Annotated in this window: 14 protein-coding genes and 1 pseudogene; 12 read left to right on the forward strand and 3 right to left on the reverse strand. The window is 71.9% G+C overall.

Annotated elements, in window-relative coordinates:
* The first annotated feature begins 8 nt into the window (after positions 1-8).
* The 4 genes and pseudogenes from EF387_RS39250 (at position 9) to EF387_RS39265 (ending at position 2,710) form a co-directional block, all read left to right on the forward strand.
* Positions 9-914 carry a hypothetical protein gene (locus EF387_RS39250; protein ID WP_128381435.1) on the forward strand — a complete coding sequence of 302 codons (906 nt, stop codon included), beginning with the start codon at positions 9-11 and terminating at the stop codon, positions 912-914.
* Positions 911-1,123 (forward strand): annotated as a pseudogene (locus tag EF387_RS48845) (Trm112 family protein); the annotation flags it as partial. The gene EF387_RS39250 and the pseudogene EF387_RS48845, both read left to right, overlap by 4 nt.
* Positions 1,124-1,275: 152 nt before the next feature.
* Positions 1,276-2,130, forward strand: coding sequence for an FkbM family methyltransferase (locus EF387_RS39260; RefSeq protein ID WP_128381396.1), 855 nt, complete (start codon positions 1,276-1,278; stop codon positions 2,128-2,130).
* Complete coding sequence (locus tag EF387_RS39265; RefSeq protein WP_128381397.1) at positions 2,099-2,710, forward strand: hypothetical protein; 612 nt, start codon at positions 2,099-2,101, stop codon at positions 2,708-2,710. Before EF387_RS39260 ends, EF387_RS39265 begins: the two co-directional genes overlap by 32 nt.
* 94 nt (positions 2,711-2,804) lie before the next feature.
* On the opposite strand, the gene EF387_RS39270 is transcribed toward EF387_RS39265, so the two are convergent.
* Positions 2,805-3,692: an ATP-grasp domain-containing protein gene (locus EF387_RS39270; protein WP_128381398.1), complete on the reverse strand. Its 888-nt coding sequence runs from the start codon at positions 3,690-3,692 to the stop codon at positions 2,805-2,807.
* Between the two features lie 148 nt (positions 3,693-3,840).
* Positions 3,841-4,950: an FAD-dependent monooxygenase gene (locus tag EF387_RS39275; RefSeq protein ID WP_128381399.1), complete on the reverse strand. Its 1,110-nt coding sequence runs from the start codon at positions 4,948-4,950 to the stop codon at positions 3,841-3,843.
* A gap of 167 nt (positions 4,951-5,117) precedes the next feature.
* Between EF387_RS39275 and EF387_RS39280 the strand changes: the two genes are divergently transcribed.
* Positions 5,118-6,080, forward strand: coding sequence for a TetR/AcrR family transcriptional regulator C-terminal domain-containing protein (locus tag EF387_RS39280; protein ID WP_128381400.1), 963 nt, complete (start codon positions 5,118-5,120; stop codon positions 6,078-6,080).
* Between the two features lie 175 nt (positions 6,081-6,255).
* Positions 6,256-7,314, forward strand: a complete 1,059-nt coding sequence (locus EF387_RS39285) for a MerR family transcriptional regulator (protein WP_128381401.1) — start codon at positions 6,256-6,258, stop codon at positions 7,312-7,314.
* Between the two features lie 28 nt (positions 7,315-7,342).
* Here EF387_RS39285 and EF387_RS39290 read toward each other — a convergent pair whose 3' ends face one another.
* Positions 7,343-8,050 carry a FadR/GntR family transcriptional regulator gene (locus tag EF387_RS39290; RefSeq protein WP_128381402.1) on the reverse strand — a complete coding sequence of 236 codons (708 nt, stop codon included), beginning with the start codon at positions 8,048-8,050 and terminating at the stop codon, positions 7,343-7,345.
* Positions 8,051-8,233: 183 nt separating this feature from the next.
* Here EF387_RS39290 and EF387_RS39295 point away from each other — a divergent pair, with 183 nt between their 5' ends.
* From EF387_RS39295 to EF387_RS39320, 6 genes are all read left to right on the forward strand, one after another.
* Positions 8,234-9,607, forward strand: coding sequence for an SLC13 family permease (locus EF387_RS39295; protein WP_128381403.1), 1,374 nt, complete (start codon positions 8,234-8,236; stop codon positions 9,605-9,607).
* A gap of 126 nt (positions 9,608-9,733) precedes the next feature.
* Positions 9,734-11,227 carry an acyl-CoA synthetase gene (locus EF387_RS39300; protein ID WP_128381404.1) on the forward strand — a complete coding sequence of 498 codons (1,494 nt, stop codon included), beginning with the start codon at positions 9,734-9,736 and terminating at the stop codon, positions 11,225-11,227.
* Positions 11,220-13,202: a carboxyl transferase domain-containing protein gene (locus EF387_RS48850; RefSeq protein ID WP_128381405.1), complete on the forward strand. Its 1,983-nt coding sequence runs from the start codon at positions 11,220-11,222 to the stop codon at positions 13,200-13,202. Before EF387_RS39300 ends, EF387_RS48850 begins: the two co-directional genes overlap by 8 nt.
* Positions 13,203-13,231: 29 nt before the next feature.
* A complete protein-coding gene (locus tag EF387_RS39310; RefSeq protein WP_128381406.1) occupies positions 13,232-14,269 on the forward strand; it encodes a rod shape-determining protein in 1,038 nt (345 codons plus the stop codon).
* An 83-nt stretch (positions 14,270-14,352) separates the two neighbouring features.
* On the forward strand, positions 14,353-15,105 hold the full coding sequence (locus EF387_RS39315) for an SDR family NAD(P)-dependent oxidoreductase (RefSeq protein ID WP_128381407.1): 753 nt from the start codon (positions 14,353-14,355) through the stop codon (positions 15,103-15,105).
* A 108-nt stretch (positions 15,106-15,213) separates the two neighbouring features.
* The gene (locus EF387_RS39320) at positions 15,214-16,182 is read left to right on the forward strand and encodes an FkbM family methyltransferase (protein ID WP_128381408.1); all 969 of its coding nucleotides are present in this window, start codon (positions 15,214-15,216) and stop codon (positions 16,180-16,182) included.
* Positions 16,183-16,245 lie beyond the last annotated feature (63 nt).

Raw genomic sequence — 16,245 nt, forward strand, 5'->3', positions numbered from 1 at the left:
GGTGGGGAGTGGCCGCGGCCCTGCTGGCGAACGTGCTCTACAGCACGGGATTCGTCCTGGAGAAGCGGGCGCTCGCCGCTCTGCCCGCCGTGACGATCCGCGAACCGGCGCGGCTGCTACGGCTGGTGCTGGGCAGCCCGCTGTGGATCTTCGGGTCGCTGTCCCTGGCCGCCGGGTTCGGCGCGCAACTCGCCGTCTACCGGACCCTGCCGATCGCCGCCGCTCAGGGCATCTTCGTCTCCGGACTGGTCCTGCTCGTCCTGCTCTCCTCGGTGCTGCTCGGCGAGGAGACCACGGGCCGGGAACGCTACGCGCTCGGCGCGATCCTCGCCGCACTGCTGATGGTGGTGCTCTCGCTGGACGAGAGCTCCGACACCGTCAGCCGCAGCGCCCCCTACGCGCTGGTCCTGACGGTCTGTCTGCCCGCGCTCGCCCTGGGCGTCTGGCTGTACGGTTCGGCCGAACGCCGCGCCCGGCACCGGCACCGGATGCCGACGACCGGGGTCGAGTACGGCGTCGCGGTGGGCCTGTTGTACGGGGTCAGCTCGCTCGCCATCAAAGGGGTGTCGAGCTATCTGACGACGTCCGGGCTCGGCTCGGCGCTGGCCGGGCTGCTGCGCTCCCCCTACCCCTATCTCCTGCTCTTCACCGGCCCGTTCGGCCTGGTCATGTCGCAGGCGGCGCTCCAGCGCTGCCGGGCCTCGCTGATCGTGCCGGTCTGCACGACCGTGACCTGTCTGTTCACGGCGGTGCTCGGCACGCTGTCGTTCGGCGAGGCGCTGCCGCAGGATCCCCTGCGGCTCGCGCTGCGGCTCGGCGGCACAGTCCTCGCGATCACTGTCCTGGTCGCCCTGCCGAAACACGATCCGACCCCCCAACCGCCCGTCGTGGCCAAGGAGCTGACTCCACCATGAAACCCGACGACCCACTGCTGAAGATCCTGGCGTGCCCGCTCGACAAGGGCCCCTTGCACCTGGTCCCCGAGGGAACCGGCACGGGCGAGGCGCTCTACAACCCCCGTCTGCACCGCCGCTACCCGATCGTCGACGGCATACCGCAGCTGTTGCCGTCCTCGGGCGAGCAGGTCGGTGAGGAGGAGCACGAGGAACTGCTGCGACGGATCGGTGTGCCGTCCGGGAACGCGGCGGACGCCGTGAGCGGCGGCAACGGCGACCACCCCGTGCCCTCGGCGAGTGATTCCGGAGGCGTCGGGAGCGGCGCGGTGCACGCCGTCGACGGAACGCGGCTCGAGGCCCCGGCCCCCAGGACGGCCCCGTGACCACGCTCGCCGCCCGGATTGCCCCCTTGCTGCCCACCCGGCTGGTGGCCGCGACCGCCCGCTGGCTCTACCCGCGCTTCGAACCCGAACTCGCCCGGCTCCCCGAACTCTGCCCGGCCGACTGCGGCACCGCGGTGGACGTCGGCGGCTGGTACGGGCCGTGGACCCGCCGGCTCTCCGCGCGCGCTCGGCGCGTGGTCACCGTCGAACCCGTGCCGCACCTGGCCCGGCTGCTGGCCTCCGGGACCCCCGGAAACGTCCGCGTGGTGCGCGCCGCCGCGAGCGACCGGCGGGGCACGGCAAGGCTGTGGCTGCCGCCCGGCGACGCGGGTGACCGGGGCGTGTCCTCCCTGGTCCGCCGTGACATCCACGCCCGCGCCGTCGAGGTGCCCTGTGTCACCCTGGACAGCCTTGACCTGCGGGACGTCGGCTTCATCAAGATCGACGTGGACGGCAACGAGCGCGCGGTGCTGCGCGGCGCCACCACACTGCTCACCCGTGACCGCCCGGCCCTGTTCATCGAGCTGGAGTCCCGTATCCAGCCGATCGAGCCGGTGGTCTCCCTGCTGTCCGGGCTCGGCTACGAGGGCTGGGTGCTGCCCGGCCGCAACTGGCTGCGGCTGCGCGACTTCGACCTGGAGGCGCACCAGGCGCGCTGCGCGTACGTCGTCTCCCACGGCCTGGTCCGCAGGGTGCTCCCGTTTCGCGGTCCGCGCTATGTGAACTCGGTCCTCTTCCTGCCGGCCGGCCGCCGGCCGGGCGTCCGCGAGGACGCTCAGCGGCGCGCGGGCGGCGAGGCAGGGCGGCACGTACGCGACGATGGGGTGCATGCCGGCAAACCGACCCACTAGCCCCTTCACCCCCGTCGACTTCCAGCTCGTCCTGCTGCGGCGCATGGCCGACCACAATCCGGACCTGGTCGAGGACGCCCGCCGGGAGCTGGGCGTCTCCATCGCTGACATGCGCGAGGCGAACCGCCGCTGGCAGGCCATGCTGCGCTCCCCGCGTTCACGCGCGGCCGTCTCCCGGTACCGGTCGGTCCTCGGCGAACCCGAGTCGACGGCCCCCCGGCAGATCGGCGACCTCGCGTGCGAGGCCCTGCTGTGGCCCGTGCCCCTCTGGCCCGACCTGCGCTTCGAGGTCCTTCTGGCGCCGAACGGGGCCGTGTTCAACGACTGGCTGGTGCGGGCCCCGGGAGCACCGGGCCCCGCACTGCGGACGCTCGACGACCTGATCCCCTGGTCCTGCACGGTGGACGAGGCGGCCCGCGCGTTCGCCCCGGCCCGCCCCCTGGAAGGCACGGCGCCCACCCGCTGGGGCCTGAGGTTCACCGCCCCGAACGCGTCCGGGGAACGCCGGGAGTGCACGGCGGAGTTCACCTGGGGGTTGCTGCAACGGATCGCGGTCACGCCATCGCCGGCCGGAACGTAGGGCCTGTCACCACCGGCCCGATGGGTCGGTGACTGTTCCCGGCGCCGGCCGGACGATCAGCCCGGACGGCCCGGCCGCGCGCTGAACCCGGCGCTCAGCGGGTGGCCGCCTTCAGGATCGCCTCGACCACCACCGCCGACGACCCCTCGTGCAGGTCCAGGAACAGATTCGGCTCCACCAGCTCCAGTTCCATGATCACGGGTTCGCCGTCGTCCCCGTCGACCACGTCGACACGTGCGTACAACAACTCCGGCGAGCCGGGCACGGCACCCAACGCCCTTTCTGCGAGGGCGAGTTCCGCCTCGGTTGCCTGCCAGGGCGCCACGCCCGGGTGGGAGACCTTGTCCTCGTCGTACGCGATCCCGGGCGCCAGCACGGCTCCCTTGCGGTTCGCGTGGAGGAAGCGTCCGCCGAAGAACTGCAGCGCCCGCTCCCCGGTCACGTCCACGTTCCGGACGTAGGGCTGCACCATCGCGGTGAATCCCTCCGCGTGCATCCGTGCGACCTGCCGTACGGCCGTCTCCCGTTCCCCGGCGCCGTACCGTGCGGCGAACCGCGCCCCGGCGCCCGAGGTGGGCTTCACGACGTACTCGTATTCCTCGGGCAGTTCGACGGGGTCACCGGGTGCGAAGTAACGGGTCGGCACGACGGCCACCCCGGCGTCCGCGAGGTCCCCCAGGTACCGCTTGTCGACATTCCACCGCACGACTCCGAGCGGGTTGAGGAGCCGGGTCTCCTTCCCGCACCGCTCGGCCCACGCCACGAACTCCTCGACGCGCCAGCTGTAGTCCCAGGTCGACCGTATGACGACGAGGTCGAACCCGCCCCAGTCGACCCCGGCGTCGTCCCAGTGAACGGCGACCGTCTCGGCCCCGGCCTCCCGAAGCGCCCCCACCAGCACAGGCAGATCCCGGTCCTTGCTTTCCTCGCCGCCCGGATCGTAGGTGACGAGCGCGATACGGGGGGCGGGGGTTCGGGCCACGGTGACTCCATCCTCGTGGGGTGTGATCGGTTATGACGGCGACTCGGTACCCAGCACATCACACACGCCGAACCCGCGTGGTCGAGGAACCGGCGGCGCGGCTCAGCCCCAGGGATGCGACAGCTCGGTGTCAGTCCGGGGCAGGGGATCAGCTGTCCAGTGAGAGTGCGTTCTTGGCGTGCGCGACGGATTCCTCCGAGGCGGGTCCGCCGGGATTCTCGGTGGCCAGGGCCTGGTTGAGGGTGACGAAGGGGCGCATCCGCCGCTCGTAGCGGGCATACGCGGTGCGGTGGTCGCCGTCGGCCCGGGCAAGGCAGTCGGCCAGCACGTGAGCGCCCACGAGGGCCAGGCTGGTGCCTTGCCCCGAGAGGGGGGAGGGGCAGTAGCCGGCGTCTCCGAGCAGGGTCACCCGGCCCCGCGACCACGCGTCCATTCGGATCTGGGCCATTGCATCGCAGTAGAAGTCGTGGGCCTTCCGGGCGGCCTCGGCCAGGCGGGTCCCTTCCCATCGCATCGACGCGAGCTTGTCCACGACGAGCTGCCGGAGGGCGCCGCCGTCGCGGAGGTCGTGGGCGAGCGGGGCGGACTGGAAGCCGAAGGCGATCCTGAGTTCGGTGTTGTCGCGTACTGGCATGATGCCGAAGCCCGTGTCGCCGTCCCGCAGCCACATCTGCCAGTCCTCCAGGGCGAGGAAGTTGTCCGCGCTGAAAACTGACAGGTAGCTGCCCAGGTGGTGGGCGAACCGCTCCTCCGGACCGAAGGCCAGGCCCCGTACGGTGGAGTGGAGGCCGTCGGCCCCGACCACCAGGTCGAAGGTGCGGGACGGTCCGTGCGCGAAGTCGACGCGCACGCCGGTCTCGTCCTCGTCGAGCGCGGTGATGCTGTCGCCGAAGAGGTACTCGACACCTGCGCGCGTGTGCTCGTACACCATCCGTACCAGGTCCTCCCGCAGCACCTCGATGTCTTCGCTGTCGAGCCGGCCGCTGCTGAAGGTCGCCTCGGTGGAGCGGTCGACCTCTTGGCCGTCGGGGTCGAGGATCGACATGCCGCGCATCCGGGTCCGTACGCGGCTTGCCTGCTCCAGCAGGCCCATCCGCTCCACTACTTCGAGCGCGACGCCGCGGATGTCCACGGCCTGGCCGCCGGGGCGTTGGCCTGGAGCTCGTTCGACGACGGTGGGCACGAAGCCGTGGCGGCGCAGCCAGTAGGCGAGGACGGGCCCGGCGATGCCGCCGCCGGAGATGAGTACGGTCTGCATGAGGAGTTCCTCCAGTGCTCTGTACGGTGTACGCGTCGCTGAACGTACGTCGTACACCGAGCCCGTTCAACTGGCCAAATGCTAGACGTGTACTAGGGCAGAAGCCTTCTGTTCGGGGTAGCCACTGCTACCCTCTGCACTAGTACAGGACAGGGAGGCGGCAGGACGTGACGAAGACCACAGGCGCAGCCGGTGATCCGCCCTATCTGCGCATCGTCGCCGTGATCCGGCGGCGCATCGCGGAGGGTGAACTCGCCCCCGGGGACCGGGTGCCCTCGACGCGCCAGATCGCCAGGGAATGGGGCGTCGCGCTCGCCACCGCCACCAAGGCCCTGACGACCCTGCGTCTGGAGGGACTTGTCGAAACCCGGCCCCGGATCGGCACGGTCGTAGCCGGGACCGCCCCCGCCGCGCCGACCCGCAGGCGCCCGCCGCCCGCCCCGGACCCCGAGCGGGAGCTGAGTCTCTACCGGATCGTCCGCACCGCCATCGAGATCGCCGACGCCGAAGGGCTCTCGGCGCTCTCCATGCGCGGCGTCGCGGCCCGGCTCGGGGTCGCGGCGATGGCGACCTACCGGTACGTCCCGAGCAAGGAACACCTCGTCCTGCACATGGCCGACGCCGCGTTCGGCGAGGCGTCCTACCGCGCGGACGCCCCCGAGGACTGGCGTTCCCGCGTCGAGCTGGGCGCCCGGACCCTGTGGAGCCTCTACCGGAAGCACCCGTGGCTGGCCCAGCTCGGCTCCCTCACGCGCCCGTTGCTCGTACCGAATCTGATGGACTACAGCGAGTGGGTGCTGGGCGCCCTCGACGGCCACGGCCTCGACCCAACGACGCTGTTCGACATCCACGTACTGCTCTACAGCCATGTCCAGGGCCTGGCGGTGCACCTGGAGATGGAAGCGCAGGCCGAAGCCGCCACGGGCCAGTCGGAAGACCAGTGGATGGACAGCCGAGCCCCCGCCCTCCAAGAACTGGCGGAATCCGGCCGCTTCCCGACCTTCACCAAGGTGGTCGGAGCCTTCGAGGACGGATACGACCTGCGTCTCGACGCGCTCTTCGAATTCGGCCTCAAGGCACTGCTCGACGGCCTGACTTCCATCGTCGAACGTCAGAAAGCTGTCGCGTAGACACATGAACAGGTTCAGCGAGGACCGGCTTTCGGCCCGTCGCCGGTCGTCCTGGCCCGCGCGCGGACCGCGGCATCCCCAGGGCGCATCCGATCCGGTGGATGCATTGACCTTCCCCTTCGGTGAAGCCACAGCATCGGTCGTGCGATGACGAACGGGTGAACCGGGAGGGCGGATGGGCCTGTTGACGATCGGATCCTTCGCGAAGGCGTCACGGCTGTCACCCAAGGCACTGCGCCTGTACGACGAGCTGGACCTGCTCAGGCCGGCCCGTGTGGACCCGGACACGGGTTACCGCTACTACGCGCCCGAGCAGTTGGAGCAGGCGCGCCTGGTGGCGTGGCTGCGGCGACTCGGGATGCCGCTGGCCCGGATACGGCGGGTCTGCGCCCTGGATCCGGTGGCCGCCGGCCAGGAGATCCGGGCGTACTGGGCCGAGGTCGAGCGGGAGACCGCCGGCCGGCGGGAACTGGTCTCGTTCCTCGTCGCGCATCTCCTCCAACCATCGAGGAAGGAACGCACGATGCTGAAACTGCGCCATGCCGCTCTGTCCGACATCGGGCGGGTCCGCCCGGCAAACCAGGACGTCGCATACGCGGGCGCCCGCGTGCTCGCCGTGGCCGACGGCTGCGGGACCGCCGGGGCACACGCGAGCACCGCCGCCGTGGACGCCCTGAAGGTCCTGGACCGCGAGACCCTGCCCGCGGGGAGCGTGCTGAACCTGCTGGAGGACGCGGTGCAGGGGGCGACGCGGGCGGTACGGGACATCACGGCGGCGGACAAGGAGGCGGGGACGACGCTCACCGCGATGCTCTGGACCGGATCGCAGCTCGCCCTCGTCCACATCGGCGACTCGCGCGCCTACCTGCTCCGCGAAGGCGAGCTCTTCCGGATCACCCACGACCACACGCTCGTCCAGTCGATGATCGACGAGGGCCGGCTGACCGTCGAGGAGGCCGCCACGCACCCGCAGCGCGCGCTGTTGATGAAGGCCCTCGGCACCGACGCACCCGCACCGGACCTGCGTCTCCAGGACGCCCGCCCCGGCGACCGGTATCTGCTGTGCTCCGACGGGCTGTCGAGCGTCGTGGCCGACGAGGAGATCAAGCGGGTGCTGGCCGCCGTCCCCGACGTCGAGGACGCGGTGCGCACCCTGGTCGCCTCGGCGAACGACGCGGGCGGGCCCGACAACGTCAGTTGCGTGGTGGCGGATGTGGAGGAGTTCGGCTACTAGGGCGTTTCCGCGTTATGTCCCCGCCCGCTCACCGCTCCCCCTCCGGGTTCCAGTCCAGGAGCCGGACCTTGGCGACCGTGCGGACGTGGCGGCGCATGGCGGTGGCGGCGCGGCCGGGCTGTCGGTCGGCGATGGCGTCGAGGATGGCCTGGTGCTGGGCCAGGGAGCGGGTGGGGCGGCCCGGTTGCCGGAGGGACTCGGTGCGGCTCTCGGCGATCTGGTCCGCGATGGAGCGCATGAACTCCGCGAGCAGGCTGCTGTGTGCCGCCGCCGTCACCGCCGCGTGGAACAGGCGGTCGCCGTTCGTGCCGTGTGCGCCCTCCTCGATCTCCTCCGCCATGCGCGCGAGCGCGGACCGCATCGCGGCGAGATCCTCGTCCGTGCGGCGCTCGGCGGCGAGTTCGGCGAGCTTCGTCTCGAGCGCCTCCCTGGCCTCCAGGACGTCGGGGAGGCGTCGGCGGCGTTCGACCATCTCCTCGACGGGCTCCATGTCCAGACTGTCGCGGACCAGGTACGTGCCGCCGCCGTGCCGTGCCTCCACCAGGCCCTGGACCTCCAGGACCACGATGGCCTGCTTCACCGAGGCGCGACTGACGCCGAGGCGCTGGGCGAGGTCTCGTTCGGGCGGCAGCCGGTCGCCGGCGCTCAGGCCGCCCTCCGCGACGTACTGGCGCAGCCGGTCGAGCACCTGCTCGTAGAGGCGCTGTTTCGTCATGGGGCGCAGGGCGTCGGTCACGGGTCCCCCTCTCGTCGGGAGAGTAACACCGCGACCGCAGTGGCCGAGTGGCTGAGCCAATTTCCGCGCGACCCCTTGACGCGAGTCGCCGCTGGGCCCACGCTGACCAGCCAGCAGCCACAGGAGCCGAGTGGCTCAGCCACTCGGCCAATCAGCCACCGGGGCCCAACGACGGGAGCCCGTATGTCCCCCGAACTCGTCTCGATCCTCGTCCTCGTCGTGGTGTTCGTCATCGCCACCACGCGCTCCGTCAACATGGGCGCCCTCGCCTTCGCCGCCGCTTTCGGGGTGGGCGAACTCGTGGCCGGCCTCGACGCGGACGGCATCTTCGCCGGATTTCCCGGTGACCTGTTCGTCGTGCTCGTCGGCGTCACCTACCTCTTCGCCATCGCCCGCGCCAACGGCACCACCGAATGGCTGGTGCACGCCGCCGTCCGGCTGGTCCGCGGCCGGGTGGCGCTGATCCCCTGGGTGATGTTCGCCCTCACCGGCGCGCTCACGGCGATCGGCGCGGTGAGTCCGGCGGCGGTCGCGATCGTCGCGCCGCTCGCACTGAGCTTCGCCGTCCGGTACGGGATCAGTCCGCTGCTGATGGGCACGATGGTGGTGCACGGCGCGCAGGCCGGCGGTTTCTCACCGATCAGCATCTACGGTTCCATCGTCAACGGCATCGTCCAGCGCGAGAACCTCCCCGGCAGCGAGATCATGCTCTTCCTGGCCTCGCTCCTGGTCAATGTCGTCATCGCCGGTATCGTCTTCGTCCTCTTCGGCGGGCTCAAGCTCTGGGCCCATGGGTCGGTCGCGGTGGACGGGGAGGCGGGCGGCGCTCCCGGGCCGGGCGGCGGATCCGGCACCGGCGGGCCCCGCGGGAACCCGAGCGGCAAGGACGGCACGAGCCCCGCCGCCGTCGCCACCGCCGCCCCCGCCCGCCACGACGAACCCGCCACCGGCACCACCCGCCTCACCCCGGCCCGCGCCGCCACCCTCATCGCCCTGGTCGCCCTCGTCGTCGCCGTACTCGGCTTCGACCTCGACGCCGGCCTCACCGCGATCACCCTCGCCGTGCTGCTGAGCGCCGCCTGGCCGCAGGACAGCAGCGCGGCGGTCGGGCAGATCGCCTGGCCGACCGTCCTGTTGATCTGCGGCGTCCTCACGTACGTCGGTGTGCTCGACGAGATGGGCACCATCACCTGGGCCGGCGAGGGCGTCGGTGGTATCGGCGTCCCGCTGCTGGCCGCGGTGCTGCTCTGCTACATCGGCGCGATCGTCTCGGCCTTCGCCTCCTCCGTGGGCATCATGGGCGCGCTCATCCCGCTGGCGGTGCCGTTCCTCGCGCAGGGCGAGATCGGGGCGGTCGGCATGGTGGCGGCGCTCGCGGTGTCGGCGACGGTCGTGGACGTCAGCCCGTTCTCGACCAACGGTGCGCTGGTGCTGGCCGCGGCACCGGACGTCGACCGTGAGCGTTTCTTCCGGCAGCTGATGATGTACGGAGGGATCGTGGTGGCTGTGGTGCCCGCGGTGGTGTGGCTGGTGATGGTCGTGCCCGGCTGGGGGTAGACCCGCGAGCGCGGCAGCAGGTGACACTCGACTGTGATGGACGAGGACGCCCGACTGTGATGGACGAGGACGATCCACTGTGATGGACGAGGACGATCCACTGTGATGGACGAAGGAGTACGACGCGTGTCCCCACTCTTCCCGGCCTTGACCGGCGACTCCCCGGCCGCGGCCGACCGGCCCGCCCTGACGTTCGGCGAGCGTTCCCTGACGTACGGGGAGCTCGCCGCCGCGGCGGGCGCCCTCGCCGACCGCCTCCGCCACGCGGACCGGGTAGCGGTCTGGGCGACACCGACGCTCGAGACCGCGGTCGGCACGGTGGCCGCGCTGCTGGCCGGGGTGCCCGCCGTGCCGCTCAATCCGAAGTCGGGCGAGAGCGAGCTGGGGCATATCGTCAAGGACAGCGCGCCCACGCTGGTGCTGACCGCACCGGGCACCGAACTCCCGGCCGCGCTAAGCGGGTTGGGACGGGTGGACATCGATGTGGACATCAGTGTGTGCATCGATGTGACCGACGTCCGGGAGACGCGGCGCGCGGATCTGCGCCCGCCCGCCGACCTCGGCCCCGACTCCCCCGCCCTCGTCGTCTACACGTCCGGCACCACCGGCCCGCCGAAGGGCGCCGTCATCCCCCGGCGGGCCATCGCCACGACCCTGGACGCGCTCGCCGACGCCTGGCAGTGGACCGGCGACGACGTCCTCGTGCACGGGCTGCCCCTGTTCCATGTGCACGGGCTGATCCTGGGGATCCTCGGCCCGCTGCGGCGCGGCGGAGCGGTGCGGCACCTGGGGCGGTTCAGCGCGGAGGGCGTGGCGCGGGAGCTGAACGACGGCGCCACGATGCTCTTCGGCGTGCCCACCATGTACCACCGGATCGCCGAGGCGCTGCCCGACGACCCGTCGCTGGCCAAGGCGCTCGGGCGGGCGCGGCTGCTGGTGTCGGGCTCGGCCGCGCTGCCGGTGCACGACCACGAGCGGATCGCGGCGGCCACCGGGCGGCGGGTGATCGAGCGCTACGGGATGACGGAGACGCTCATGAACACGAGCGTGCGGGCGGACGGTGAGCCGCGGGCGGGCACGGTGGGGGTGCCGTTGCCGGGGGTGGAGCTGCGGCTCGTCGAGGAGGACGGGTCGCCGGTCGCCGCGTACGACGGCGAGAGCGTCGGGGAGATCCAGGTACGCGGGCCCAACCTCTTCACCGAGTACCTGAACCGGCCCGACGCGACCGCGGAGGCCTTCACCGCCGACGGTTGGTTCCGCACCGGGGACATGGCGGTGCGCGACCCCGACGGGTACGTCCGTATCGTCGGCCGCAAGGCCACCGACCTCATCAAGAGCGGCGGGTACAAGATCGGCGCCGGGGAGATCGAGAACGCGCTGCTGGAGCACCCCGGTGTGCGCGAGGCCGCGGTCACCGGTGAGCCCGACGCCGACCTGGGCGAACGCATCGTCGCCTGGGTGGTCCCTGCGGATCCGCAATCGCCGCCCGCGGCCGAGGAGTTGGCGGACCATGTGGCGGTCCGGCTCGCCCCGCACAAGCGTCCGCGGACGGTCCGCTATCTCGATGCCCTGCCCCGCAACGACATGGGCAAGATCATGAAGCGGGCGCTGGATGGGTGACAGCCTCCCGGCCCGGTCCGGCTCCCGCGCGGCCATCGCGCTCGTGGCCGCGGACTTCACCGAACTCCCGCCGCCCGAGGGCGAGTCCACGGAGCCGTCGGACGGGCCGCTTGACTGGGACGGGTACGCCGCCTCGCGCGCGCGGGCCACCGAGCGCACCGGGGAACGGGAGTCCGTGGTGTGCGGGACGGCGACGATCGGCGGGGCGCGGGCCGTGCTGATCTCGTTCGAGTTCGGGTTCCTGGGCGGTTCGCTGGGCGAGCGGACGGGCGACCGGTTGGAGGCGGCGTACGCGCACGCCCGTGCGCGGCGCCTCCCGGTGGTGTCGCTGATCGCGACGGGCGGTAGCCGGATGCAGGAGGGGATGCGGGCGCTGGTCCAGCTCCAGCGCGTGGCCCGGGAGGTCGCCCGCACCCGGGCGGCCGGTCTGCCCCAGCTCGCCGTGGTGCGCGATCCGACGACGGGCGGCGGGTGGGCCACGCTCGGCGCGGGCGCGGACGTGGTGCTGGCGCTCCCGGAGGCGCAGATCGGTTTCGCGGGCTCCCGGGTGCGCCCCCCGGACGCGGACCCCTCGGCGTACACGGCTCGGGCCCAGCTGGCAGCCGGGGCGGTCGACGCGGTGGTGCCTCCGGAGGAACTGAGGGACACACTGGCACTGTGGCTGACGCTCCTGACACCACGGCCACCCCGAGCCACCACCACGGCCCCGGACCCGAACGCCCCCGCGAAAGCTCCCTCTAACGCCCGTGCCGAGCCCTCCGGCAACGCCCGCGGACGGGCCGCCGATGCAGCGGCCCCGGCCGGTTCGGCCGACCCGCCGGATGCAGCCGCCCCGGCCCCAACAGCCGAGACAGGCGAGACCGCCGATTCGACCGAGCCTGCCGATTCCGCCGAGACGGCTGCCGTGACCGTCCCGAGCAATCCGGCGGCCCCGGGCCCGACAGCCCGGGCAGACCCGGAGGCCCGGGCAAACCCAGACGCCCCGGCCCCCACAGCCCGGACAGACCCGGAAGCCAGGGCAAACCCGGAAACCCTGCAAAACCCTCAGGCCCGGGCAAAACCAGAGGCCCCGGCAAACCCGGAAACCCTGCTGAACCCTCAGGCCCCGGCAAACCCGGCGAACCCGGCCGCTGCTGACCCGGCTCCCCCGGGCGCCCCGGAAGACCTGACCGACCCACCGGTGGCCCCCGCCGGAGGCGCCCCCGTTCCGCCCCCGGCCGCCCTCGGGGTCTCGGGCGGTATGCCCGCGACCGGGTGGGAGGCGGTCCACCGGGCGCGGTCCGGGGCACGGCCCCGGGCGCGCGCCTATCTAGACGCCTACTTCACCCACCGCGCCACCATCAGCGGTGACCGGTGCGGCGGTGTCGACGACGGCATGCTGTGCGGGTTCGGCGAGCGGGACGGGCGTACCGTCGCGTACGCGGCCCAGTGCGGTACCGCCACCCGGCCCGCCGGGTACCGTACGGCCGCCCGGCTGATCCGACTCGCCGGGCGGCTCGGTTTCCCCGTGCTGACGCTGGTGGACACCCCGGGCGCCGGGAACGACGCCGAAGCGGAGCGGCAGGGCGCGGGTGCCGCCATCGCGGAGCTGTTCGACGCGGTGGCGACCGCCCGGACGCCTGTCACAACGCTGGTGATCGGAGAGGGCGGCTCCGGTGGCGCCCTCGCCCTGGCCGCCCCCGGCAACACCTGGGCCACGCCCGACAGCTACTTCTCCGTCATAGCTCCGGAGCTCGCCGCGGCGATCCTCAAACGCCCACCGGGTGAGGTTCCGGCCACCGCCGACCAACTCGCCCTCCGCCCGCAGGACCTGGTGGACCTGGGAGTCGTCCGGGGCATCGTCCCGCCCGCGGCACCCGAGCCGCCCGGGCGGAACCACCCGTCCGGCGGCAACTCGGCCGGACCACCCCAAGACGCGAAACCCCCCGTACCGACGCACGATGCGAAGGGAGGACCGTCGTCCGGCGGCCCGTGACGACAACGGTCCACTCGGGAGGAACCGCCATGAGCGTCAGTCTGGAGCAGTTGCGGCGCTGCCATGTCGCCGTCGACCTGGGTGCCGCCCGGACCCGTGTGTATGTGAAGGGCGCCGGGCTGGTGGTGGACCAGCCCAGCGCCGCCGCAGTGAACGTCCGCACCGGCTCCCTGATCGCCGTGGGCGAGCTCGCGGAGAAGATGACGGGGCGTACGCCCAACTACATCCGTGTCGTTCGGCCGGTCTCCGGTGGCACGGTCGTCGACATCGAGATGGCCCAGCGGATGCTCCGCCATCTCATCGGCGAGAAACTCCGGCGGTCGCTGCGGCGCAGGCCCCGGCTGCGCGCCGCCTGCTGCACCCCGCACGACGCCGACCCGCTGGCGCAGCGCGCGGCCGTGGAGACGATGGTCGGTCTGGGGGCGCGGCGGGTGGAGCTGGTGGACACGCTGATCGCGGCGGCCGTCGGCTGCGGGTTGCCCGTCGAGGAACCCGAAGCCACCATGATCATGGTGTGCGGTGCGGCGGCCACCCAGGTCGCGGTGCTCTCCCTGGGTTCCATCGTGACCGCCGAGCGCATCCCGGTCGGCGGGGAGGCGGTCGACCACGCCATCGTCCAGCATCTGCGTCACCACCACGAGTTGATGCTGCCCAGCCAGTCCGTGCGGCCCCTGCAGCTGGCCCTGTCCGCCAACGGGCTCTCCCCGCAGGGGCCGGCGTCCACGGAGATCCACGGCCGGGACGTGGCCACGGGGCTGGCCCGCTCCGTGAAGGTGGACACCGCTGCCATGCGGGACGCCATCCAGACCCCGCTCACCGCCGTGCTCGACGGCATCGGCAAGGTGCTGCGCGACTGCCCGCCGGACCTGGTGGCCGACCTCGCCGACCGCGGCATCATGATGGTCGGCGGCAGCGCTCTGCTGCCGGGCCTCGACCAGATGCTGCGCCAGGCCACCGGTATGCCGGTGCACATCGCGGAACGCCCCGACGTGTGCGCCGTCCTCGGCCTCGGCGCGATGCTGGAGGGCACCATCCGGCCGCTCGTCCTGGAACCGATCCGCCGATGAGTTGACGGTGCGCCAGGGGCCTCCGTAGCGTCACGCCGTACGCACGTGTGAGCGACGTTCACATACAGGAACGGAGTGGGGTCATGAGCCGGCGACGTGTCGTGGTGTCGGGTGGCGGGACCGGAATAGGGCTCGCGGCGGCGGAGGTCTTCGCCGCCGACGGGGACCAGGTCGTGCTGCTCGGGCGGCGGGAGGATGTGCTGCGCAAGGCGGCCGACGGGCTGAACGCCGCCCAGGGGGAGGGGGCGGCGAGCTGGTACGCGGCGGACCTCGCCGTTCCGGAACAGGTCAGCGCAGCGGTCGAGTTCATCACCGCGAACGACAATCCGTACGTCGATGTCGTCGTCGCCAACGCGGGCGGCAATGTGGCGGCCTCGCACGACGGCACCCTGGAGTCCGTCGCGGACGGCTACCGCCGCAACTTCGAGGCCAACGTCCTGACCGCGGTCCTGCTCACCGAGGGCCTGCTCCCCCATGTGCGCCGCCCCGGCGGCCGGATCATCCAGCTGTCCTCGATCGCCTCCCTGCGCGGCCCCGGCTCGTACGGCGGCTCCAAGGGCTGGGTCAACACCTACACCTACGATCTGGCGCAGCGGGTCGGGGGTGACGGGATCACGGCGAACGCGGTGGCGCCCGGATTCGTCGGGGACACCGAGTTCTTCGGCGACCGGGCGACCGAGGAGTTCGTCCGCTCCCGGGTCGCCCAGACCCTCACTAAGCAGCCCGGCCGCCCCTCGGAGATCGCGGCCGCGATCCGCTATCTCGCCTCGCCGGAGGCGGCGTACGTCACCGGTCAGCTGCTGCATATCAATGGCGGCGCGGCGCTGGGGCGTTAGGGCCCGTCTGGGCGGTTTCGCCGGTGGCCCGTGAAACTCCTGTGGTTACAGGTCTGTGAATCCTTCGGAACCGCGTGCAGTCTGTGGGCTGTCTGGGAGGCTGAGAACATGAAGACGGCGTACAGAAAACTGCTCGAATTCCTGCCCCGGCTCGGGGTGCAGGTGCTGGACCTCGGCCCTGGTGCCTCGGTGGTCGCCCGGCGCGGTGGATATGTCCGGGTCTCCGTGGGGGACGGCGTGGACGTGGTGGCCCGCCGCCGCCACCGGAAGTCGGTGCGGCGGGTCGGCAAGGACGTCTGGATGGTCGGTGAGCGGGCGAACGGTGTCTCGGAACTGGTGACGTCGTTGCTCGACGCGCAGGTGACCGCCGACGACGAACGCCCGTTCCAGCTCGCGGCCGCCAAATACCTGTGCAACCACCATGTGGCCGGGCTGCTGCGGCAGTACGGCGTCAACTGCGTCTTCGACGTGGGCGCCAACTCCGGACAGTACGCGAAGGGGTTGCGCCGGGCCGGTTACACGGGCCGCATCGTCTCCTTCGAACCCGTCACGGCCACCTACCAGAAGCTCCAGCGGGCCTCGGAGAGCGACGAGAACTGGACGGTGTTCCCGTTCGCGCTGGGCAGCACGGAGTCCGTGCAGGAAATACACGTGGAGTGGAACTCCATGAACTCCCTCCTGCCGCCCAGCGACTACGGCAAGGGCCGTTACAAGCGGTTCGCGAAGGGGCGCACGGAGGAGATCGACATCCGGCGGCTCGACAGCGTGATGGACAAGGCGATGGACGGCCTGACGGATCCGCGGCCCTATCTGAAGATGGACACCCAGGGCTTTGACCTGGAGGTGTTCGCGGGCGCCGGGGAACGGATCAAGGAGTTCGTGGGACTGCAGTCGGAGGTCGCGCTGCTGCAGTTGTACGAGGGCAGTCCCGGGATGGGCGAGGCCATCACCAAGTACCAGGACGGCGGATTCGAAATCACCGGGATGTATCCCGTGACCCGCGAGGACACCACGGGGCGGATCGTGGAGTTCGACTGCGTGATGATGCGTGCGGAGGCCGCTCCGACGAAGGAGTGAGACGACGGTCCGGACGACGGGTCCGACTCGGCGGGAGGCACGGCGGCGGGTCCGCGTGCCCCC

Source organism: Streptomyces cavernae (assembly GCF_004023625.1).
Lineage (GTDB): Bacteria > Actinomycetota > Actinomycetes > Streptomycetales > Streptomycetaceae > Streptomyces > Streptomyces cavernae.